At 66.8% G+C, this 19,497-nt stretch carries 19 protein-coding genes; 10 read left to right on the forward strand and 9 right to left on the reverse strand.

From position 1 onward, the window contains the following. The first annotated feature begins 158 nt into the window (after positions 1 to 158). The 9 genes from A6A04_RS01240 to A6A04_RS01280 all read left to right on the forward strand — a co-directional run bounded on the left by A6A04_RS01240 (position 159) and on the right by A6A04_RS01280 (position 8,284). Positions 159 to 713, forward strand: coding sequence for a F0F1 ATP synthase subunit delta (locus A6A04_RS01240; RefSeq protein ID WP_068489425.1), 555 nt, complete (start codon positions 159 to 161; stop codon positions 711 to 713). Next, a complete protein-coding gene (atpA, locus tag A6A04_RS01245; protein WP_068489493.1) occupies positions 713 to 2,242 on the forward strand; it encodes a F0F1 ATP synthase subunit alpha in 1,530 nt (509 codons plus the stop codon). Before A6A04_RS01240 ends, atpA begins: the two co-directional genes overlap by 1 nt. Before the next feature lie 22 nt (positions 2,243 to 2,264). After that, positions 2,265 to 3,149 (forward strand): F0F1 ATP synthase subunit gamma, encoded by an 885-nt coding sequence (locus tag A6A04_RS01250; RefSeq protein WP_068489426.1) that lies wholly within the window; start codon positions 2,265 to 2,267, stop codon positions 3,147 to 3,149. A gap of 20 nt (positions 3,150 to 3,169) precedes the next feature. Further along, positions 3,170 to 4,594 carry a F0F1 ATP synthase subunit beta gene (atpD, locus tag A6A04_RS01255; RefSeq protein WP_068489427.1) on the forward strand — a complete coding sequence of 475 codons (1,425 nt, stop codon included), beginning with the start codon at positions 3,170 to 3,172 and terminating at the stop codon, positions 4,592 to 4,594. Positions 4,595 to 4,653: 59 nt separating this feature from the next. Continuing rightward, positions 4,654 to 5,055 (forward strand): ATP synthase F1 subunit epsilon, encoded by a 402-nt coding sequence (gene atpC, locus A6A04_RS01260; protein ID WP_068489428.1) that lies wholly within the window; start codon positions 4,654 to 4,656, stop codon positions 5,053 to 5,055. Between the two features lie 100 nt (positions 5,056 to 5,155). Then, positions 5,156 to 5,746: an NMCC_0638 family (lipo)protein gene (locus A6A04_RS01265; protein WP_068489429.1), complete on the forward strand. Its 591-nt coding sequence runs from the start codon at positions 5,156 to 5,158 to the stop codon at positions 5,744 to 5,746. Then, on the forward strand, positions 5,743 to 6,357 hold the full coding sequence (locus tag A6A04_RS01270) for an NMCC_0638 family (lipo)protein (protein ID WP_068489430.1): 615 nt from the start codon (positions 5,743 to 5,745) through the stop codon (positions 6,355 to 6,357). Before A6A04_RS01265 ends, A6A04_RS01270 begins: the two co-directional genes overlap by 4 nt. Before the next feature lie 4 nt (positions 6,358 to 6,361). Next, positions 6,362 to 6,979, forward strand: coding sequence for a class I SAM-dependent methyltransferase (locus tag A6A04_RS01275; protein WP_068489431.1), 618 nt, complete (start codon positions 6,362 to 6,364; stop codon positions 6,977 to 6,979). A gap of 285 nt (positions 6,980 to 7,264) precedes the next feature. Continuing rightward, positions 7,265 to 8,284, forward strand: coding sequence for an aspartate-semialdehyde dehydrogenase (locus A6A04_RS01280; protein WP_068489432.1), 1,020 nt, complete (start codon positions 7,265 to 7,267; stop codon positions 8,282 to 8,284). A 57-nt stretch (positions 8,285 to 8,341) separates the two neighbouring features. On the opposite strand, the gene cobJ is transcribed toward A6A04_RS01280, so the two are convergent. The 9 genes from cobJ to A6A04_RS01325 all read right to left on the reverse strand — a co-directional run bounded on the left by cobJ (position 8,342) and on the right by A6A04_RS01325 (position 19,055). Then, a complete protein-coding gene (gene cobJ / locus A6A04_RS01285; protein ID WP_068489433.1) occupies positions 8,342 to 10,150 on the reverse strand; it encodes a precorrin-3B C(17)-methyltransferase in 1,809 nt (602 codons plus the stop codon). Next, entirely contained in the window at positions 10,147 to 10,845 is a 699-nt protein-coding gene (gene cobI, locus A6A04_RS01290; RefSeq protein WP_068489434.1) for a precorrin-2 C(20)-methyltransferase, read from the reverse strand. The genes cobJ and cobI overlap by 4 nt, the downstream gene beginning before the upstream one ends. An 85-nt stretch (positions 10,846 to 10,930) precedes the next feature. Continuing rightward, positions 10,931 to 12,118, reverse strand: a complete 1,188-nt coding sequence (locus tag A6A04_RS01295; protein ID WP_068489435.1) for a bifunctional cobalt-precorrin-7 (C(5))-methyltransferase/cobalt-precorrin-6B (C(15))-methyltransferase — start codon at positions 12,116 to 12,118, stop codon at positions 10,931 to 10,933. 184 nt (positions 12,119 to 12,302) lie between these two features. After that, entirely contained in the window at positions 12,303 to 12,920 is a 618-nt protein-coding gene (locus A6A04_RS01300; RefSeq protein ID WP_068489436.1) for a precorrin-8X methylmutase, read from the reverse strand. Between the two features lie 8 nt (positions 12,921 to 12,928). After that, the gene (locus tag A6A04_RS01305) at positions 12,929 to 13,906 is read right to left on the reverse strand and encodes a sirohydrochlorin chelatase (RefSeq protein ID WP_068489437.1); all 978 of its coding nucleotides are present in this window, start codon (positions 13,904 to 13,906) and stop codon (positions 12,929 to 12,931) included. A gap of 103 nt (positions 13,907 to 14,009) precedes the next feature. Further along, a complete protein-coding gene (locus A6A04_RS01310) occupies positions 14,010 to 15,587 on the reverse strand; it encodes a sensor histidine kinase (RefSeq protein ID WP_068489438.1) in 1,578 nt (525 codons plus the stop codon). Positions 15,588 to 15,589: 2 nt separating this feature from the next. Further along, positions 15,590 to 17,455: a cobaltochelatase subunit CobT gene (gene cobT / locus A6A04_RS01315; protein WP_068489439.1), complete on the reverse strand. Its 1,866-nt coding sequence runs from the start codon at positions 17,453 to 17,455 to the stop codon at positions 15,590 to 15,592. Between the two features lie 6 nt (positions 17,456 to 17,461). Next, positions 17,462 to 18,463, reverse strand: coding sequence for a cobaltochelatase subunit CobS (gene cobS, locus A6A04_RS01320; RefSeq protein ID WP_068489440.1), 1,002 nt, complete (start codon positions 18,461 to 18,463; stop codon positions 17,462 to 17,464). A gap of 16 nt (positions 18,464 to 18,479) precedes the next feature. Beyond that, positions 18,480 to 19,055: a J domain-containing protein gene (locus tag A6A04_RS01325; RefSeq protein WP_322096756.1), complete on the reverse strand. Its 576-nt coding sequence runs from the start codon at positions 19,053 to 19,055 to the stop codon at positions 18,480 to 18,482. A 114-nt stretch (positions 19,056 to 19,169) separates the two neighbouring features. On the opposite strand from A6A04_RS01325, the gene A6A04_RS01330 reads away from it, so the two are divergent. Continuing rightward, a complete protein-coding gene (locus A6A04_RS01330; RefSeq protein ID WP_068489442.1) occupies positions 19,170 to 19,445 on the forward strand; it encodes a BolA family protein in 276 nt (91 codons plus the stop codon). The last annotated feature ends 52 nt before the right edge of the window (positions 19,446 to 19,497 follow it).

The raw sequence follows: 19,497 nt of genomic DNA on the forward strand, positions 1-19,497 counted from the left end.
CTCCTCCCCCGAATGGGCAGGAGTCGTCTTGCAACGCAAAACCTGATGTGCTAGTTAACCGACGCGCTCGCAGGGGGGTTTCCTGGCAAGCGTGAGAATAATTTTGCGTTCCAATAGGTTACGGCCGCCGGTTCGACCCTATCCAAGGACTTGCCCAGGTGCCTTCCGAGACAATTGGCGTGATCGCCACCCGCTATGCCACCGCTCTCTTCGAGCTGGCTGATTCCTCGTCCTCCCTCGATCAGGTGGCGGGCGACCTCAACGCGTTGAAGGCCATGATCCGTGAAAGCGTGGATCTTCGTCGCCTCATCGGCAGCCCCGTTCTCAGCCGAACCGAGCAGGGGCGCGCCATCGCCGCCCTGGCCGCGAAGGCCGGGTTCACGGAGCTGACCACGAAATTCCTCGGGCTGGCGGCCCAGAACCGCCGGCTGTTCACCCTTCCCGGGGTGATCGACGCCTATCTTGGCCGGCTCGCCGCCCGCCGGGGCGAGATGTCCGCGACAGTGGCATCCGCCGTGGCTCTTACGCCGGCCCAGCAAGACGCCCTTGTATCCACCATGAAGACTGCGTTCGGCGGCAATGTCGCCGTCGAGGTCAAGGTCGATCCCAGCCTGCTGGGTGGCCTGGTGGTGCAAGTCGGTTCCCGTATGGTTGACAGCTCGCTCAAGACGAAGCTGCAACACCTCAAGCTCGCTATGAAAGGGGTTGGATGATGGAAATCCGCGCCGCGGAAATCTCCGCAATCCTCAAGCAACAGATCTCCACCTTCGGCACCGAGGCGGAAGTTGCCGAGGTCGGCCAGGTCCTGTCGGTTGGTGACGGTATCGCCCGTGTGCATGGTCTCGACAAGGTCCAGGCCGGCGAGATGGTCGAATTCCCCGGCGGCATCAAGGGTATGGCGCTGAACCTCGAGACCGACAATGTCGGTGTCGTGATCTTCGGCGACGACCGTTCCATCAAGGAAGGTGATGTCGTCAAGCGGACCGGTTCCATCGTGGACGTTCCCGTCGGCAAGGGCCTGCTGGGCCGCGTCGTCGACGCTCTCGGCAACCCCATCGACGGCAAGGGCCCCATCGAGGCCGCCTCGCGTCAGCGCGTCGACGTCAAGGCCCCGGGCATCATTCCGCGTAAGTCGGTGCACGAGCCCATGTCCACCGGCATCAAGGCCGTGGACGCCCTGATCCCCATCGGGCGTGGTCAGCGCGAGCTGGTCATCGGTGACCGCCAGACCGGCAAGACCGCCATCCTGGTCGACACCATCATCAATCAGAAGCGCTGGCACGACGCCTCCGACGAGAAGGCCAAGCTGTTCTGCATCTATGTCGCCGTGGGCCAGAAGCGCTCCACCGTCGCTCAGATCGTCAAGACCCTGACCGACTACGGCGCCATGGACTACACCATCGTGGTGGCCGCGACCGCGTCGGAGCCCGCTCCGCTGCAGTTCATCGCCCCCTACGCCGGTTGCACCATGGGCGAGTATTTCCGCGACAACGGCATGCATGCCCTGATCATTTATGATGATCTGTCCAAGCAGGCCGTCGCCTATCGCCAGATGTCGCTGCTGCTGCGCCGTCCGCCGGGCCGCGAAGCCTATCCCGGCGACGTGTTCTATCTGCACTCGCGCCTGCTCGAGCGCGCCGCCAAGATGGGCGACGCCGCCGGTGCCGGTTCGCTGACCGCTCTGCCGGTCATCGAGACCCAGGCCAACGACGTGTCCGCCTATATTCCGACCAACGTGATCTCCATCACCGACGGTCAGATCTTCCTGGAAACCGAACTGTTCTATAAGGGCATCCGCCCCGCCGTGAACGTCGGCCTGTCGGTGTCGCGCGTCGGCTCCGCCGCCCAGATCAAGGCGATGAAGCAGGTCGCGGGCTCCATCAAGCTGGAACTGGCGCAGTATCGTGAAATGGCGGCCTTCGCCCAGTTCGCCTCGGATCTCGATCCGGCGACCCAGAAGCTGCTGGCCCGCGGTGCCCGTCTGACCGAACTGCTGAAGCAGCCCCAGTTCGCCCCCATGCCGACCGAAGATGAAGTCATCTCCATCTATGCCGGTGTGAAGGGCTATCTGGACAAGATCGACGTCAAGGACGTGGGTCGCTTCGAGAAGTCGCTGCTGGCCGATATCAAGTCGAGGGCGCCGGAAATCCTCACCACCATCGCCACCGAGAAGCAGATCAGCGCGCAGACCGAAGAGAAGTTGAAGGGGTTCCTCGACGCGTTCTCCAAGACTTTCGCGTAACCGTTTCTTCGGAGTGTAGGTTATGGCGAGTCTCAAGGACCTGCGGATGAAGATCGTGAGCGTCAAATCGACGCGCAAGATCACCTCCGCCATGAAGATGGTTGCAGCCTCCAAGCTCCGTCGCGCGCAAACCGCGGCGGAGGCGGCTCGGCCTTTCGCCGAACGCATGGAACGCATGTTGGGCACTCTGGCCGCCAGCCTGGCGGGCCAGAGCGGCGCGCCCAAGATGTTGACCGGCACGGGCGCCGACAAGGTGCACCTGCTGGTGGCGGTGACCGCCGACCGCGGCCTGTGCGGCGGCTTCAACTCCTCCATCGTTCGCGCCACCAAGGCCATGGCCGCCGATCTGCTGAAGCAGGGCAAGATCGTCAAGATCATGCCCGTCGGCCGCAAGGCCCGCGAGCAGCTGCGGCGCGACTATGGCCAGTACATGATCGAGGGCTTCGAGAATCTGGGCCGCAAGGGCGTCGTCTTCGCCGAGGCCGACCAGGTTGCCGAGAAGATTTCCACCTTGTTCGACGCCGAGGATTTCGACGTCTGCACGGTGATCTACAATCGCTTCAAGTCGGCGATTGCCCAGGAAGTGACTCGCCAGCAGGTGATTCCCTTCCCGGTTCCGGCCCAGGCCACCAAGGCCGATGCCGGCGCCAAGGCGATCTACGAGTTCGAGCCCGGCGAGGAGGAAATCCTGGCCGACATCCTGCCGCGCAACCTGGCCACCCAGGTGTTCCGCGCCTTGCTGGAAAGCCAGGCTTCGGAGCAGGGCGCGCGCATGACCGCGATGGATAACGCCACCCGCAACGCTGGCGAAATGATCAATGCCCTGGCGATCAAGTACAACCGGTCGCGTCAGGCTCAGATCACCAAGGAACTGATCGAAATCATCTCCGGCGCCGAAGCGCTGTGACGGAAGACTAGGAGCACACCATGGCAAACAAGAACGTCGGCACGATCACCCAGGTCCTGGGCGCCGTCGTAGACGTGCGCTTCGACGGCCAACTGCCGGCCATCCTCAGCGCGCTGCACCTGGATCACCAGGGCAAGAAGCTGGTTCTCGAGGTCGCTCAGCATCTGGGCGAGTCCACCGTGCGGACCATCGCCATGGACTCCACCGACGGCCTGACCCGCGGCACCGAAGTGGTCGACACCGGCGCCGCCATCCAGATGCCGGTCGGTCCCGAGACCCTGGGCCGCATCATCAACGTGATCGGCGAGCCCATCGACGAGCGCGGCCCCATCGGCAACAAGACCACCTTGCCGATCCATGCCGACGCCCCGGAATTCGTCGACCAGTCGACCGAGACCGAGATCCTGGTCACCGGCATTAAGGTCATCGACCTGCTGGCCCCGTACTGCAAGGGCGGCAAGATCGGCCTGTTCGGCGGCGCCGGCGTGGGCAAGACCGTGCTGATCATGGAGCTGATCAACAACATCGCCAAGGCGCACGGTGGTTACTCCGTGTTCGCCGGCGTGGGCGAGCGTACCCGCGAGGGCAACGACCTCTACCACGAAATGATCGAATCCGGCGTTATCAAGCTGGACGGCCCCGGCTCCAAGGTGGCCCTGGTCTATGGCCAGATGAACGAGCCCCCGGGCGCCCGTGCCCGCGTCGCCCTGTCGGGCCTGACCGTCGCCGAATACTTCCGCGACGTCGAAGGCCAGGACGTGCTGTTCTTCGTGGACAACATTTTCCGCTTCACCCAGGCCGGTTCCGAAGTGTCGGCGCTGCTGGGCCGCATCCCGTCGGCGGTGGGCTATCAGCCCACTCTCGCCACCGACATGGGCGCGCTGCAGGAACGCATCACCTCGACCAAGAAGGGCTCCATCACCTCGGTGCAGGCCATTTACGTGCCCGCCGACGATCTGACCGACCCCGCGCCGGCCACCTCGTTCGCCCACTTGGACGCCACCACCGTGCTGAACCGTCAGATCGCCGAGCTGGGCATCTATCCGGCGGTGGACCCGCTGGACTCGACCTCTCGCGTTCTCGACCCCCGCGTTGTCGGCACCGACCACTACCAGACCGCCCGCGACGTGCAGCGCATCCTGCAGACCTACAAGTCGCTGCAGGACATCATCGCCATCCTGGGCATGGACGAACTGTCGGAAGAGGACAAGCTGGTCGTCTCCCGCGCTCGTAAGATCCAGCGCTTCCTGTCGCAGCCCTTCCACGTGGCCGAAATCTTCACCGGCTCGCCCGGCAAGCTGGTTTCGCTGGAAGACACCGTGAAGGGCTTCAAGGCCATCGTGGCCGGCGAATACGATCACCTGCCGGAATCCGCCTTCTACATGGTCGGCGGCATCGACGAGGTGATCGAGAAGGCCAAGAAGATGGCCGCCGAAGCGGCTTAATGTGAAAGACGCCGGGTCGCCTTGGCGGCCCGGCGTATCTTGCCAAAAGGAACTGCGGCATGGCCGACAAGATCCAATTCGAGTTGGTGTCTCCGGCGAAGCTCCTGGTGTCGTCGCCGGTGGACATGGTGGTGGTTCCGGGAACCGAAGGTGACTTCGGCGCCCTGGTCCGTCACGCTCCCATGATCACCACCGTGCGTCCCGGCGTCATCGTCGTGCATGACGGCGGCAAGGTGTCTTCCAGCATCTTCGTGGCGGGCGGCTTCGCCGAGGTCAACGAAGAGCGCATCACCGTGCTGGCCGAGGAAGCCATTCCGGTTGGCGACATCACCGCCGAACTGGCCGCCGCCCGCAAGAAGGCGGCCAAGGATGCCCTGGACGATGCCAAGACCGACCGCGAGAAGGCCCAGGCCCAGCGCCTGATCCTCATCGCCGAGGCCCTGGAAGCGGCGCGGCACTGATCCGCCGATCCCGAGATTGCGTGAAGGGCCGTCCTCCTGGGACGGCCCTTTCGCTTTGAAGCGGCTTGATCCGCCTCTGTCGCTGTGGTCTCCTCGCCCCATGATCAACTTCGCTCGCTTCCTCGTTCTTGCCGCTGCCGTGCTGTCGCTGGTCCTGCCGGGTCCGGCTTCGGCCCAGCTTGCGGTTGACGCCGCCGAGGTGGCGTCGGCCACCTTCGTCAAGGGCTGCGTTGGCCATCTCGGCGCCTATGACCTGCTGCGCGAGAAGCTGCAGCCGGGCAAGGACTACTATCTGCCGCAACTGTCGCCCTCGGATGCGCGTCCCTTCCTGAACGGCAAGCCGGGCGAGGCCTATGCCCGCTTCGACGCGGGCGTGACCCTGGTGCTGCTGGGCGACGGCCAGTGCATCGTCTTCGTCCAGAAGGCCAATCCCGAGCGGCTTTACAAGCAGTTGGACAAGGATATCCGGCTCGCCGTGGCCCGCGCCTTCGCCGTCAAGTCCGGGGGCAAGGAAATCAAGGGGCCGCTGCTGGCCCGCTTCTTCGACCTGGATGCCATCGGGGAGTACCGGGAGAAGCTGGCGCAGGCCTATGGCCCGGACCTGCCGGGGCTGAGGGTGATCCTGACCACCTCGGACACCGCCAATCCCAATCTTCAGGGCATCATCACCATCGGCACGAGGTCGCCATGAGGATCGTGATCACAGCCGTCGTCCTTCTGCTGGCCAGCCTGTCCCCTGCCATGGCCCAGAGCGGTGGCGATTACCGCCTGCGCGACGAGACATCGCGTCTGGCGGTGGCGGTGCTGGGGCGTATCTGCCTGCTCAATCTGGGCGACATCAATGCGGTGATCACCGCCGCCTCGCCTCGCGGCGAGTTCGGATTCGTGGAAGCCACGCCGGAAGTCGCCAAGACCCTGCTGCAGGATCGCAGCGGCTATGTCCGGGTGCTGCGTCGTCCGGGCTTTGGCGCCGTGACCCTGATGGCCACCCATGACGGCATCTGCTCGGTCTTCTCGGAATATGCCGACATCACCGCCTTCCAGCGCCACCTCACCGCCATGGTGGAGCGGGGCGGCCTCAAGGGCGGCGCCAATCTGCTGACTCTGGACGCCCGCGATGCCGATGGAGTGCGCATCAACGACTACTACCTGATGCCCACCGGCTGGTTTGCCGCCCAATTGGGCAAGCGCTTCGGCGACGACGGTACCCAGCCCCTGGCCCTGGTCACCACCATCTCCAATCCGGGGCGCCGTCCCATGGAAGGGGTGCTGACCGTCAGCCGTCCGCTGAAGCAGCGCTGAGCCCATGGACGAGACGGGGATCGCCGCCCTGGCCGAGGTGGCCGTGGTCTATCACTGCGCCCTGGCCGCCCATGGCGCCACCGCCGCCGGGGTCTGCTGGCGCGACGTCCACGGCCAGAAGACCCGCTTCGATATCCTGACCCGCGCCATGGACCCATCCCAGCCGGTGACGGTCAATGATGTGGGCAGCGGGACCGGCGCCCTGTTCGCCTATCTCGACCGGCGGTTTCCCCTGGTCGCCTATTGCGGCACCGATATCTGCGAGTCCATGGTGGGGGCCGCCGCCGCCCGCTTTCCCGATCCCCGCGCCCGCTTCATCCAGAGCCCGCTGCCGGTGGCCGAGGCCGACTGGTCCTTTGCCTCGGGAACCTTCAACATTGCCAAAGGCGCGGATGATCACCTGTGGCGGGGCGTCGTCGCCGAGGTGGTGGCGGCCATGGCGCACAGTTCCAGGATCGGCTTCGCCTTCAATCTGTTGCGTCCCCGTCCGCCCGAGATGGGGCTGTGGGGCGACAATCCCGAGCCTTGGCAGGCCTATGTGGAGGAACGGCTCGGCGGCCGCGCCAGCCTGGTCGAGCATGACGGCGGCGATGAATGGAGCCTGCTGGTCCGTCGCGGCTGATGGGTTTGGGCTTGCGCCGACGTCAGCCTTCCGGTAAAGCATGCCTTCCGATGGAGAAAGCCATGTCCGCGTGCCTGTTCACCGCCGACGCCTTTGCCGCCCGGGGCCTTGTCCCGGCGATGGCGCTTTCCGTCACCACTAAAACCGGCACTACCAAGACCGCTTGAGCGGGCCGGTTCGTCACGACCAAACGAAAAAGGCCCGCGGTCAAGACCTCGCGGGCCTTTTCGTATGAACAACATCGGCCCACCAGGATACCAAGGGTTCGAAACGGAGAAGAAGACCATGGGCTATAAGGTTGCTGTCATCGGCGCCACCGGCAATGTCGGTCGGGAAATGCTGCAGACTCTGGTGGATCGCAAGTTCCCGGTGGACGAGGTGGTGGCCCTGGCCAGCGCCCGCTCCGCCGGCAAGGAAGTGTCGTTCGGCGACAACAAGATTCTGAAGGTCAAGGACCTCGCCACCTTCGACTTCAAGGGCTGGGATATCGCCCTGTCGTCGCCCGGCGCCAAGGTTTCGGCCGAGCACAGCCCCCGCGCCGCGGCGGCTGGCTGCGTGGTGGTGGACAACACCTCGCATTTCCGCATGGACCCCGACGTGCCGCTGGTGGTGCCGGAAGTGAACCCGGAAGCCATCGCCCAGTATAAGAAGAAGGGCATTATCGCCAACCCCAACTGCTCGACCATCCAGATGGTGGTGGCGCTGAAGCCGCTGCATACCCTGGGCAAGATCAAGCGGGTGGTGGTGTCGACCTACCAGTCGGTGTCGGGCGCGGGTAAGGAAGGCATGGACGAGCTGTTCGAGCAAAGCCGCGCCATCTTCGTCAATGATCCCATCACGCCCAGGAAGTTCCCCAAGCAGATCGCCTTCAACCTGATTCCCCAGATCGACGTCTTCATGGAAGACGGCTCGACCAAGGAAGAGTGGAAGATGGTGGTGGAGACCAAGAAGATCCTGGACGCGGGGATCGAGGTTCACGCCACCTGTGTGCGCGTGCCGGTGTTCGTCAGCCATTCCGAGGCGGTCAACGTGGAATTCACCCGTCCGGTCAGCGTCGAGGAAGCCACCGAGGCGCTGCGCAACGCCCCCGGCGTGGTGGTGCTCGACACCCGCGAGCCCGGCGGCTACATCACGCCGGTGGAAACCACCGGCGATGATCCGGTCTATGTCAGCCGCATCCGCAAGGACCCGACCATCAAGAACGGCCTGTCCTTCTGGTGCGTCGCCGACAATCTCAGGAAGGGCGCGGCGCTGAACGCGGTGCAGATCGCCGAGGTCCTGGCCCGCGATTACCTGAAGAAGTAGGGGCTTGCCCCCTCCCCAACCCTCCCCCGGCTTGGCCGGGGGAGGGAGGGACCCGCGTCAGCGGGAGGGTGGGGGCGACACCATCTTCTTGCCGTAACCCCGGGGCGTATAGGTCCAGATGCGGGTTCCGGCGGTGAAGCTTCGGGTTTCCGAGCTTCCCACCACCACCATGGTCAGCATGTCCACCTTGTCGGGCGACAGCTCGGCCAGCGGGATCACCTCCACCGTCTCGCCGGGGCGGCCCAGTTGGCGGGCCAGGATCACCGGGGTTTCCGGCGGGCGGCCGGTCAGCAGGATGTCGCGGGCGCGCGGCAACTGGTCGCGGCGGCGGTTGGACACCGGATTATAGAAGCAGACCACGAAATCGGCACTGGCGGCGGCCTTCAGGCGAGCCTCGATGGCCTCCCACGGGGTCAGCAGATCCGACAGCGAGATGGTGCAGAAGTCGTGGTTGACCGGCGCTCCGGCCCGCGCGGCGGCGGCCTGCAAGGCGGAAATGCCCGGCGCCACCGTGATGTCGACCCGGTTCCAGTCGGCTCGCTTCTCGCGGTCCAGCAGTTCGAACACCAGGGTGGCCAGGGCATAGATGCCGGGATCGCCGGAACAGACCAGCGCCACCGTGCGGCCCTCGGCGGCGAGGTCGAGCGCCATGCGGGCGCGGGCCTCCTCGGCGCCCAGGGCGCTTTCGTGGCGGGTCTTGCCCAGGGCCGCCGGTCCCAGCAGGTCGAGATACATGCCATAGCCCACCAGATCGCTGGCGGCGGCGACGGCATGGGAAACCTCGGGCGAGCGCCATTCCGGAGTGCCGGGGCCGATGCCCACCACGAACAGCTTGCCCTGGGGCCGCCCGGCCAGCCTTGCATCCAACGGCACCGGCGAACGGGCGACGGCGCAGGTGGTCCGGGCGCCCTTGACCTTGGGCACGATCAGCTCGGCTTGCGGCCCGGCGGCGGCCAGGGCGGCACCCTCGGCGACGCCGTGGCAGCCGGTCTCGGCGAAGACCACATCCGACGGCGTAGCGAGGCGCGGCGCCTCGGCTTCCAACTCCTCGGCCGGGAAAAAGCGGGCGGGAATCCCCAACTCGGCGGCCAGGGCATGGACGGCGCTTTCGTCGGATTTGAGGTCGATGCTGGCGACGCAGGCCAGGGCCAGCGGTGACAGCGCCTCGGCCGCCAGGGTGTCGCGGGCCAGCCTGATCAGCTCGGCGGGCGGCGTACCGCGCTCGCAGCCGACGCCCAGTACCAGCACGGGAGGATGGTAGACCAGTTCGTGGTCGTCGGGCTCGGCGGCGCGGTCGGTGACGCGGATGGACAGCTCGGCCTCCTCGGAGAAGCCAATGCCGGCCAGCCAACCGACGGTTCCCGCCTCTACCTCCAACGCCACCGGCTCTTCCGCCAGCAGGGCGGCGGCGACCGACTTCACCTTGTCGGGATTGGCGATGCGCCAGCCGAAGGGCGGCTCGTCCAGCGCCACCCCCAAAGCGAGGTCACCGGCGGTGGTCAGGGCGGGGGTCACCCCCAGGGCCTGGGCCATGCGCCGCGCCAACTGGTTGGCGCCGTGATGGCCGCCCAGCAGCGGTACCACGCTGGAGCCGTCCACCGCGACGGCCAGCAACGGCGGCTCGGCCCATTTGTCGGCCAGCAGCGGCGCCACGGCGCGGATCAGGATACCGGCGGCGCAGACACCGACCACGGCGGTTCCCGCACCGTAGAGGGCGCGCAGATGGGCCATGGTGTCGGTGAAGATCTCATCACCCTCGACCCGTCCGGCCAGTCCGTGGATGCGGGCGCCGGGCAGGGCGTCCCGCAGCGCCTTGGCGGTTTCCACTCCGGCGGGGCTGACCACCACCAGGGCAATGTCGTTCATAACCATGCCTGTCCTCGCCGATGCACCAGGATAATGGAAAAATAGGGCAGTTCGCTCACGGTCGCGGCGCTGTGAATGCGCTGGTCGGGCAGGCCGACCCGTTCGATCAGCCGCGCCTTGTCCCACAGTCCCGCCCGCTCCAGCACCCGGCGGATCTTGGGCAGGTGGCGGCCCACTTTCATGAACACGGCGGCGTCGCAGGCCGCGACCAGGGCCTCGATCTCGGCCTCGGAGCGGGTGGACGGAATGACGGCGACGCCGTCGTCCCAGGCCGATAGCGGCGCTTGCAGCGCCGCCGAGGCGGCCATGATGGAGGAGACTCCCGGCACCACCTCCACCTTGAAGCGAGGCGACAGCCGGGCGAACAGATAGATGAAGGAGCCGAAGAAGAAGGGGTCACCCTCGCACAGCACCGCCACGTCGCGCCCCTGCTCCAGATGTTGGGCGATCTCGGCGGCCGCCCGGTCATAGGCCGCCTCGGTCCCGGCCCGATCGACGGTGAAGCCCATGCGGATGGCAATCTCGATTCGTCCCGGCGGGATATGAGCGCCAGCGATGGCCCGCGCCATGCCCTCGCCCTCCAGCGGCGCGGGCCAGGCGATTACCGGCACTTCCGCCAGGATGCGGGCCGTCTTCAGGGTCAGCAGCTCGGGATCGCCGGGACCGATGCCCAACCCGTAGAGAGTGCCGGTCATGGTGCCCCCCGATTGGGGCAAAGACGGACCTCTCCCTCCCCCGGCTTGGCCGGGGGAGGGTTGGGGAGGGGGCATGTACGGCGGCTCATCGCTTCCAGCCCACATACTGGGTGACCGGCATGGCGGGGTGCCAGGTGTTGAAGCCCCCCACCGGAGCCAGACGGGCCACCGACAGCCGGGTCAACTCGCCGCCATGCCCGGCATGGAAGCTGATCAGGGCGGCCTCGCCCTCGACGGTGACGGCATTGGCCACCAGACGGCCGCCGGGCTTCAGGGCGGCGCGGCAGATGTCCAGCAGTCCCGGCTCCGACACGCCGCCGCCGACGAAGACGGCGTCGGGCGCCTCTTCCCCCAGCGGCAGCCCGGCGGGGGCCTTGGCGGTGACCACCCTCAGGTCGGGAACCCCGAGGGCGGCGGCGTTGAGGCCGATGCGCCCGGCCCGTTCGGGGCGGGGCTCGATGGCGACGGCGCGCCCCCCGGTCCGCATCCACTCGATGGCCACCGAGCCGCAGCCCGCCCCCACATCCCACAGCAATTCGCCCGCCAGCGGTGCCAGGGCGGCCAGGGTCACGGCGCGGACCTCGCGCTTGGTCAACTGGCCGTCATGGATGAAAGCGTCGTCGGGCAGGCCGGGACAGGCGGACAATGGGCGGCGGCCGGGGGCCGCCTTGCAGTCCACCGCCACCAGATTGAGGTCGGCTTCGGCCTGGGGGCCGGGATGGATGCGCTCGGCGGCTCCGCCCAGATGTTCCAGCACCGTCAGGGTCGAGGCGCCATAGCCGTGGTCGCGCAGCAGGTCCGCCAGACGCGGCGGGGTGGTGCGGTCCTCGGACAGCACCAGCAGGCGGCGGCCGGGGGCGAAATGGGGGATCAGCGCCTCCACCGGACGGCCATGGGCGGTCAGGCACAGGCAGTCCTGCAGCGGCCACAGCAACCGGGCGGCGGCCAGGGAAAAAGCGCCGGGATGGGGGATCACCGCCATCTCGGCGGCATCGAACCAGCGGGCCAGGGTGGCGGCGGCACCGAACCACATGGGATCGCCGCTGGCCAGCACGACCACCCGGCGGCCTCGACGGGCTTCCAGCTCGCGGCGGCTGTCGGCGAAGGGGCTGGACCAGGTCAGACGTTCGACGCTGGAGGATGCGGGGGTCATGGCGAGGTGGCGGGTGCCGCCCACCAGCACCTCGGCACTGTCGATCACGGCGCGGGCGGCGGGGCTCAGCCCTTCCAGCCCGTCCTCGCCGATGCCGACCACGGTCAGCCAGGGGAGCATGGGATTACCTCGGGAGGAATGGAATTCCCTCTCCCGCGCGCGGGAGAGGGTGGCGAGGCGAAGCCGAGACGGGTGAGGGCGCGCGCGTCGGCGCGCCATTCGATATCAAGTCGCGGCCACCAGGCCCTCACCCCGACCCTCTCCCGCAAGCGGGAGAGGGGGGAGGCAAACAGGTTTTCCCCGATCATCCCAGCCCCCCGGCCAGGGCGTTGACGGCGGCGGCGGCCATGGCGGAACCGCCCCGTCTGCCCCGCAGCGCCACATGGGGCAGGCCGGAGGCGATCAGGGCATCCTTGCTTTCCACCGCACCGACGAAACCCACGGCGAAGCCCAGCACCAGGGCCGGGCGCGGCGCCCCCGCCGCCACCAGCTCCAGCAAGCGGAACAGGGCGGTGGGCGCGTTGCCGATGGCGACCACGGCGCCGTCGAGACGGGGCAGCCAGTGTTCCACCGCCAGGGCGGAGCGGGTGGTATTGGCTGCCTTGGCCGCGTCGGCGGAGACATCGTTCAAGGTGCAGATCACTGGATTGGCGGCGGGCAGCATGCGGCGGATGATGCCGTGGGCCACCATCTCGGCATCCACCAGGATGGGAGCACTCGCCCGCAGCGCGGCTCGACCGGCGGAGCCCGCGCCCTCGCTCCAGGCCAGGTCGGCGACGATATCGGTCATGCCGCAGGCATGCACCACCCGCACCGCCAGATCGGTCAGATCGGCGGGGACGCGATCCAGCTCGGCCTCGGCCCGGATGGTGGCGAAGCTCTGGCGGTAGATGTCAGCCGGGTCGCTGATCCAGCCGGTCACGGCACGCCTCAGTCGTGGTTGTGATGACGATGGGGACGATAGGCATGCCCATGACCATGGTGTCCATGATCATGATCGTGGTGCCCGTGGTCATGCCCATGGTCGGCATCGGTGCCGATGCCGCGCACATGGTGGTGATGCCCGGCCTGGACGGCGCCGACGCTGGCCTCGTAGCCCACCACCTGTTCGCGGTATTTGCACAGCTGGCAGTTCATCCGGGCCTCGCCGTCAAGAATCTCGCCCACCCGCTCGATGAAGCTGTCCACCACCAGGGGATGGTCGTTGAGATAGGGCGCCTTGAGGAATTCCACCTCGGGATGGGCTTTGGCGGCGGCGTCGGTCCAGTCATGGATGCGCTTGACCAGGATGCCGGTGAACAGGAAATAGGGGAAGACGATGATGCGCTTGAAACCCAGCTTCACCGCCCGCTCCAATCCCTGGTCCACCAGGGGATGGGCGACGCCGGAAAAGGCGATCTCGGCCCAGCCGAAGCCCATGCCTTCCCACAGCATGCGCGCCACCTTGGCGATGTTGGAATTGGCGTCGGGATCGTTGGTGCCGCGCCCCACCACCATCAGCAGGGTGTCCTTGCGCTCGACACCGGCCTGGCCCAGGCCTTCCGCCTCCTCGATGCGCTGGCGCGACGCGGCCAGCAGCTTGGGGTCGATGGCCAGTTCGCGGCCATAGCGCACGTCGATGTCGGGATTGGCGGCGGCGAAGGAGTTGATCTCCCAGGGCAGGTCGTTCTTGACATGCCCGGCGGCGAACAGCATGCCGGGAACCGCCAGGATGCGGGAGACCCCCTTGTCCTTCAGGGCGTCGAGCCCGGTCTTGATGATGGGGGTGGCGAATTCCAGGAAGCCGCTTTCCACCTCGAACTGGGGCAAGCGCCGCTTCAGGTGGTCGGCCAGGACCGTGAATTCACGGATGGCATCCACGTCGCGGCTGCCATGGCCGCACAGCATCACACCAATCTTTTCAGCCATCACGCCTGGTCCTTGCCTCTGAGCGAACCGGCTGGTCCCTGCCTCCGGCCGGTGAAGTCGGGGACTATAGGCGGGAGGCCGCCCGTCATGCCAGTCGAAAACGTCACGCGGGGAAGGTGACGATGACTACGGTGCCGCCATCATTGGAGATGGCCGAGCGCCCGCCCAATTGCCGCGACAAGGCCTTGATCAGGCTGAGGCCGATGCCCTGGTTGGGCCGGTCCGGCATGCCGATGCCGTCGTCGCGCACGGTGAAGTGCCACTGATGCTCGTCGCGTCCGAGAGTGATGGAGACAGTGCCGCCGCGTCCCTCCGGAAAGGCGTGCTTCAGGGCATTGGCCATGGCCTCGTTGGCCAGCATGCCGAGCGGGACCGCCCGCTCCAGGTCCAGGCATCCCTCGACCTCCACCTGGACGGTGACACTGCCCTTGGTGCCGACATGGCTGCCCACCAGTGTCTCGGCCAGCCGCCCGAAATAGACGCCGAGATCCACATTGGCGGCAACGTTGCGTTCGTAAAGCGTCTGGTGGACCAGTCCCATGGACGCGATGCGGTCCAGGGCGTCGGTCAGCGATTCGCGGGCTTTTTCGTCGTTCACATGCAGCAATTGCATGGTCAGCAGGCTGGAAATGATCTGAAGGTTGTTCTTGACCCGGTGATGGACCTCCTGGAACAGGACGTCCTTTTCCTCCAGCGCTTCGGTCAGTTCCCGCGCCTTCTGCTCCATGTCGCGCAGCAGTCGACCCTCGTGGCGCAGGCTTTCATTGGTCACCGCCGCCAGGGCCAGCAGCAGCAGCATGGCCCCGGCGAACAGGCTGGTATTGCGTTGGGTGCGGATGGTCCAATCGCGGAAGACCATGGACGTCGTCATGCTCGCGCTCACAACCACGTCCAGATCGGCCAGGCGGCGATAGGAGATCAGCCGCTCCACCTTGTCGAAGCTCGAGGTGATACGGAACCAGCCCGCTGGTGCCTTGGCGGTCTCGGAGAAGGGGGGGCGGGATGGGTCCAGGCGGGGAAGGCCGCCGGCCGGGAGAGGATAGCGGGTGACGACGACGCCATCGGATCGGGCGATCATGTAGGAATTGTTCAGGTCGGCAGCCTGGACGGTGCGATACAACTCGCCGAAATGAAGGCCGCTCACCAGAATCTCGGCGGTTCCGACCACTTGGCCGGTCGACATGGCCAGGGTCCGGGTGAAGGCCAGCATGTGATCGGGGGTCAAGCGTTCGTCCAAGATGCCCGTGATCACCGTGGAGCCAGGCTTGGCCCTGGCCAGGGCGGTGTTGTCGCCCCGCTCATGCTTGCACAACGTGGCTCCCTGGCCGTCGCTGGCGACGAGTACCGCGCCCCGCTCATCCAGAATGCAGATGGCGAGGCCATCGGGCATGGCGGTGACCATGTCGCTCAGCCAGTGTCGATGGCGTTCGGTTGGGGGACGGGGCAACCCCCGTTCGTTGAAATGATCCTCGACCTGCAGCAGTAGGGCATGGGCGGTGGAATGGGCACCGCGCAGATGGGCTTCCATCAGATGGGCGGACACGCCCAGGTCCAGCCGCCAATCCTCCAGGGTGGCCTCGCGGTCGTCCCAGATGGAGGCCAGCAGGCCGATGCCGCCGCCCAGAAGGCTGAGCAGGGCGATGCCGGCCAGCAGGATTTTCGGACGCGGCATCAGGTTCACGGTCAACGGCCCGCCCGGCGCGCTTCGTCCTCGTCGAACAGCGCGGTCAACTGGCGCATCATGGTGCCGCCCAGATCCTCGGCATCCATGATGGTGACGGCCCGGCGGTAATAGCGGGTGACGTCGTGGCCGATGCCGATGGCGACCAGTTCCACCGGCGAGCGGTTCTCGATATAGGCGATGACGTCGCGCAGATGCTTTTCCAGGGTATTGCCGGGATTGGCCGAAAGCGTGGAATCGTCCACCGGGGCGCCATCGGAGATCACCATCAGGATGCGGCGCTGCTCGGAGCGGGCGATCAGGCGCTCATGCGCCCACAGCAGCGCCTCGCCGTCGATATTCTCCTTCAGGATGCCTTCGCGCAGCATCAGTCCGAGATTGCGGCGCACCCGGCGCCAGGGGGCGTCGGCGGCCTTGTAGACGATGTGGCGCAGGTCGTTGAGGCGGCCGGGATTGGGAGGCTTGCCCTCGGCCTGCCATTTCTCGCGCGAACTGCCGCCCTTCCAGGCCTTGGTGGTGAAGCCCAGGACCTCGACCTTGACGCTGCAGCGTTCCAGGGTGCGGGCCAGCAGGTCGGCGCTCATGGCCGCCACCGTGATGGGACGCCCGCGCATGGACCCGGAATTGTCGATCAGCAGCGAGACGACGGTATCGCGGAAATCGGTTTCCTTCTCGATCTTGAAGGACAGCGAATGCATGGGATTGGCGATGATGCGGGCCAGCCGCCCGGCATCCAGGATGCCTTCCTCCAGGTCGAAATCCCACGACCGGGTCTGCTGCGCCATCAGCTTGCGCTGCAACCGGTTGGCCAGCTTGGACACCACGCCCTGGAGATGGGCCATCTGGTTGTCCAACTGGTGGCGCAACCGGGTCAGTTCGTCGGTGTCGCACAACTCTTCCGCCGTCACCACCTGATCGAAGGCGGTGGTGAAGGGCCGGTAGGGCCGGTCCATGGCGGCGGAATTGGACAGGGCCTCCGCCCGCTCCCGCGATGGGCCGCCCGCCTCCTCGGTTCCGGCGCCCATCAGGGTGATGTCGTCGCCGTCGGCGTCGCCGTCCTGCTCGCCGGTCCCCTCGGACGAGCCCGGCGCCTGGCTTTCGCCGTCGGCGCGGGAATCCTGGCCCTCGCCGTCGCCGTCCTTCTGCTCGCCGGAGGAAGCGGAGTCGGGCGACTGCTCGCCATCCTCCGCGCTTTCATTCTCGCTGTCGGACGGATGGTCGACGCCCAGGTCGAGCTGGTGCAGCAATTCCTGCAAGCCGCGCGAGAAGGCTTCCTGGTCGCCCAGCATATCCTTCAGCCGGTCCAGGGTGGGACCGGCCTTGGCCTCGATCTCGTCCCGCCACAGATCCACCGCGCCCTGGGCCGAGGGCGGCGGCGCCAGTCCGGCGAAGCGTTCCCGCGCGATCAGGCGCATGACCTCGGCCAGGGAGACATGCTCGCGCTTGACGGCGCGGTCCAAGCCTTCGGCGCGGGCGCGCTGCTCCAGCACCTCGGCGATATTGGCGGCCACACCGGCCATGCGCCGGGCGCCCAGCGCCTCGACCCGGGCCAGTTCCACCATCTCGTAGACCTTGCGGGCCTCGGGCAGTTGCGGCATGCGCCGGGCATGCACCGAATCGTCGTGATAGCGCAGACGCAGCCCGATGGCGTCGGCGGTGCCGCGCAGCCGGGCCAGATCGGCGGGCAGGATGGTGCGCGGCGGCGCCGGCAGGCGGATTTCCGTGCCGCGCACCGAGCCTTGACCGGCGGCATAGGCCACGTCCAGGTCGGGTCGGCCGGAAATGGCCTTGAGCGTGGCCGCCGTCGCCCGCCGGATGGTGTCGGCGGGGGTCTCGTCTGGCGTCGGACCGTTGGGCAGGGTGGTCACCGTGGGTTACGCCAGCAGCCGGGCCGGTCCCTCCGGCAGGTCCTCGGCGAAGCAGCGCTGGTAGTATTCCGCCAGGATCGGGCGTTCCACCTCGTCGCATTTGTTGAGGAAGGTGACCCGGAAGGCATAGGCGCGGTCCGAGAAGATGCTGGTGTTCTCGGCCCAGGTGATCACGGTACGCGGGCTCATGACGGTGGAGATGTCGCCATTCATGAATCCGGCCCGGGTCAGGTCGGCCAGCATCACCATCTTGGAGACGCAGTCGCGGCCTTCCGGCGTATCGTAATCCTTCAGCTTGGCGACGACGATGGAGCACTCGGCCTCGTGCTCCAGGTAGTTGAGGGTGGCGACGATGTTCCAGCGGTCCATCTGGCCCTGGTTGATCTGCTGGGTGCCGTGATAGAGGCCGGTGGTGTCGCCCAGGCCGACGGTATTGGCGGTGGCGAACAGCCGGAAGGCGGAATGGGGGCGGATCACCCGGTTCTGGTCCAGCAGGGTTAGCTTGCCTTCCACTTCCAGCACGCGCTGGATCACGAACATCACGTCGGGGCGGCCGGCGTCGTATTCGTCGAACACCAGGGCGCAAGGGTGCTGCAGCGCCCAGGGCAGGATGCCTTCGCGGAATTCGGTGATCTGCTTGCCGTCCTTCAGGACGATGGCGTCCTTGCCGATCAGGTCGATGCGGCTGATATGGCTGTCCAGGTTGACGCGGATGCACGGCCAGTTGAGGCGCGCCGCCACCTGTTCGATATGGGTGGACTTGCCGGTGCCGTGATAGCCCTGGACCATGACGCGGCGGTTGAAGCTGAAGCCCGCCAGGATGGCCCGGGTGGTGTCGGGATCGAAGCGATAGGCGGGGTCCAGGTCGGGGACATGTTCGCTGCCCAGGCTGAAGGCGGGCACCATCATATCGGTGTCCAGGCCGAACACCTCGCGGGCGGAAAGCTGGATATCGGGGGTCGCCAGCGGGTGGTCCGAGGCGAGCGGGCTTTGAGTCTTGGAAGTCATGGAGTCACTTGTCCGGTTACCCAGCGGCCAGGCTGGCCCTCAGGGTGTTGTAGGCTTGGTTGATGCGCTTGAAACGCTCTTCGGCCTGCTTGTCGCCGTTATTGGCGTCGGGGTGGTGACGCTTCACCAGCTCCTTGTAGCGGGCCTTCAAGGTTTCGGGGGTCAGGGGGCCGGAAAGGTCCAGGACCTTCATGGCCTCCTCCTCGGGGGTGGCGGGATGGCGCGCCTTGGCGTGGCGATCCTCGGCCTCCTTGTCCATCAGGTCGAAGGGATCGTGGATGGTGAAGGAGAACTTGCGCTTGCCGTACTGCGCCCCCAGCGGCCAGGTGGGGCGCTGCCAGGTGGTGTCCTTGCGGGTTTCGGCCTCGATTTCCTCGGGCCCCATGCCCGCGTAATAATTCCAGGCGGCGTTGTACTCGCGCACATGCTCCAGACAGAACCAGTAGTAGTCGTTGAGACGGTCGCGGGCCTGGGGGGCGCGGAATTCGGCTTCCTGGGCGCAGCCGGGACGGTCGCAGCGCCGGGTGACGGGCTGTGATTCCAGGGGCGCGAAAGCGGGGCGCCAGGATTTGCGCTTTGCCGAGGATCTCATGGTATCGGGCATAATGATGGCTGGGCTTGTCCAAGGCAAGGTGGTTGGGGCTTGACGGCGGGCGGCAATCATCCCAATTGGGGAGAGCCCAACAGGAATGAAAGAGGTATTGCCATGCGCGTCGCGCCGGTCATGCGGAAAAAGCTGGAGGACGGGCTGGCCCCGGTTCGCCTGGACATCAACGACGACTCCCACCGTCATGCCGGTCATGCCGGGCATAACCACGAAGGCGAAAGCCATTTCTCCATCGTGGTGGTCTCGGACGCCTTCGCCGGCAAGAGCCGGGTGGAACGCCATCGCATGGTCAATAGATTGCTGGCCGAGGAACTGGCCGGACGGGTGCACGCCCTGGCCCTGACCACGCTGACCCCTGAAGAGGACGCGAAATAGGCCGGCGGGGGGCGCGGCCGCGCCAGTTCCTCGGCCAGCAATCAATTGACCA

Origin of the sequence: Paramagnetospirillum marisnigri, from assembly GCF_001650715.1 — a bacterium.
GTDB classification, from domain to species: Bacteria; Pseudomonadota; Alphaproteobacteria; order Rhodospirillales; family Magnetospirillaceae; genus Phaeospirillum; species Phaeospirillum marisnigri.

Excerpts from the sequence above, each read along its gene's own strand:
- A6A04_RS01270 (WP_068489430.1), top strand. The coding sequence starts at position 5,743 with ATGAGGATCGTGATCACAGCCGTCGTCCTTCTGCTGGCCAGCCTGTCC.
- A6A04_RS01250 (WP_068489426.1), top strand. The coding sequence starts at position 2,265 with ATGGCGAGTCTCAAGGACCTGCGGATGAAGATCGTGAGCGTCAAATCG.
- A6A04_RS01305 (WP_068489437.1), bottom strand. The coding sequence starts at position 13,906 with ATGGCTGAAAAGATTGGTGTGATGCTGTGCGGCCATGGCAGCCGCGAC.
- A6A04_RS01295 (WP_068489435.1), bottom strand. The coding sequence starts at position 12,118 with ATGCTCCCCTGGCTGACCGTGGTCGGCATCGGCGAGGACGGGCTGGAA.
- cobJ (WP_068489433.1), bottom strand. The coding sequence starts at position 10,150 with ATGAACGACATTGCCCTGGTGGTGGTCAGCCCCGCCGGAGTGGAAACC.
- A6A04_RS01280 (WP_068489432.1), top strand. The coding sequence starts at position 7,265 with ATGGGCTATAAGGTTGCTGTCATCGGCGCCACCGGCAATGTCGGTCGG.
- A6A04_RS01275 (WP_068489431.1), top strand. The coding sequence starts at position 6,362 with ATGGACGAGACGGGGATCGCCGCCCTGGCCGAGGTGGCCGTGGTCTAT.
- atpD (WP_068489427.1), top strand. The coding sequence starts at position 3,170 with ATGGCAAACAAGAACGTCGGCACGATCACCCAGGTCCTGGGCGCCGTC.
- A6A04_RS01325 (WP_322096756.1), bottom strand. The coding sequence starts at position 19,055 with ATGAGATCCTCGGCAAAGCGCAAATCCTGGCGCCCCGCTTTCGCGCCC.
- cobI (WP_068489434.1), bottom strand. The coding sequence starts at position 10,845 with ATGACCGGCACTCTCTACGGGTTGGGCATCGGTCCCGGCGATCCCGAG.
- cobS (WP_068489440.1), bottom strand. The coding sequence starts at position 18,463 with ATGACTTCCAAGACTCAAAGCCCGCTCGCCTCGGACCACCCGCTGGCG.
- A6A04_RS01265 (WP_068489429.1), top strand. The coding sequence starts at position 5,156 with ATGATCAACTTCGCTCGCTTCCTCGTTCTTGCCGCTGCCGTGCTGTCG.
- atpA (WP_068489493.1), top strand. The coding sequence starts at position 713 with ATGGAAATCCGCGCCGCGGAAATCTCCGCAATCCTCAAGCAACAGATC.
- atpC (WP_068489428.1), top strand. The coding sequence starts at position 4,654 with ATGGCCGACAAGATCCAATTCGAGTTGGTGTCTCCGGCGAAGCTCCTG.
- A6A04_RS01330 (WP_068489442.1), top strand. The coding sequence starts at position 19,170 with ATGCGCGTCGCGCCGGTCATGCGGAAAAAGCTGGAGGACGGGCTGGCC.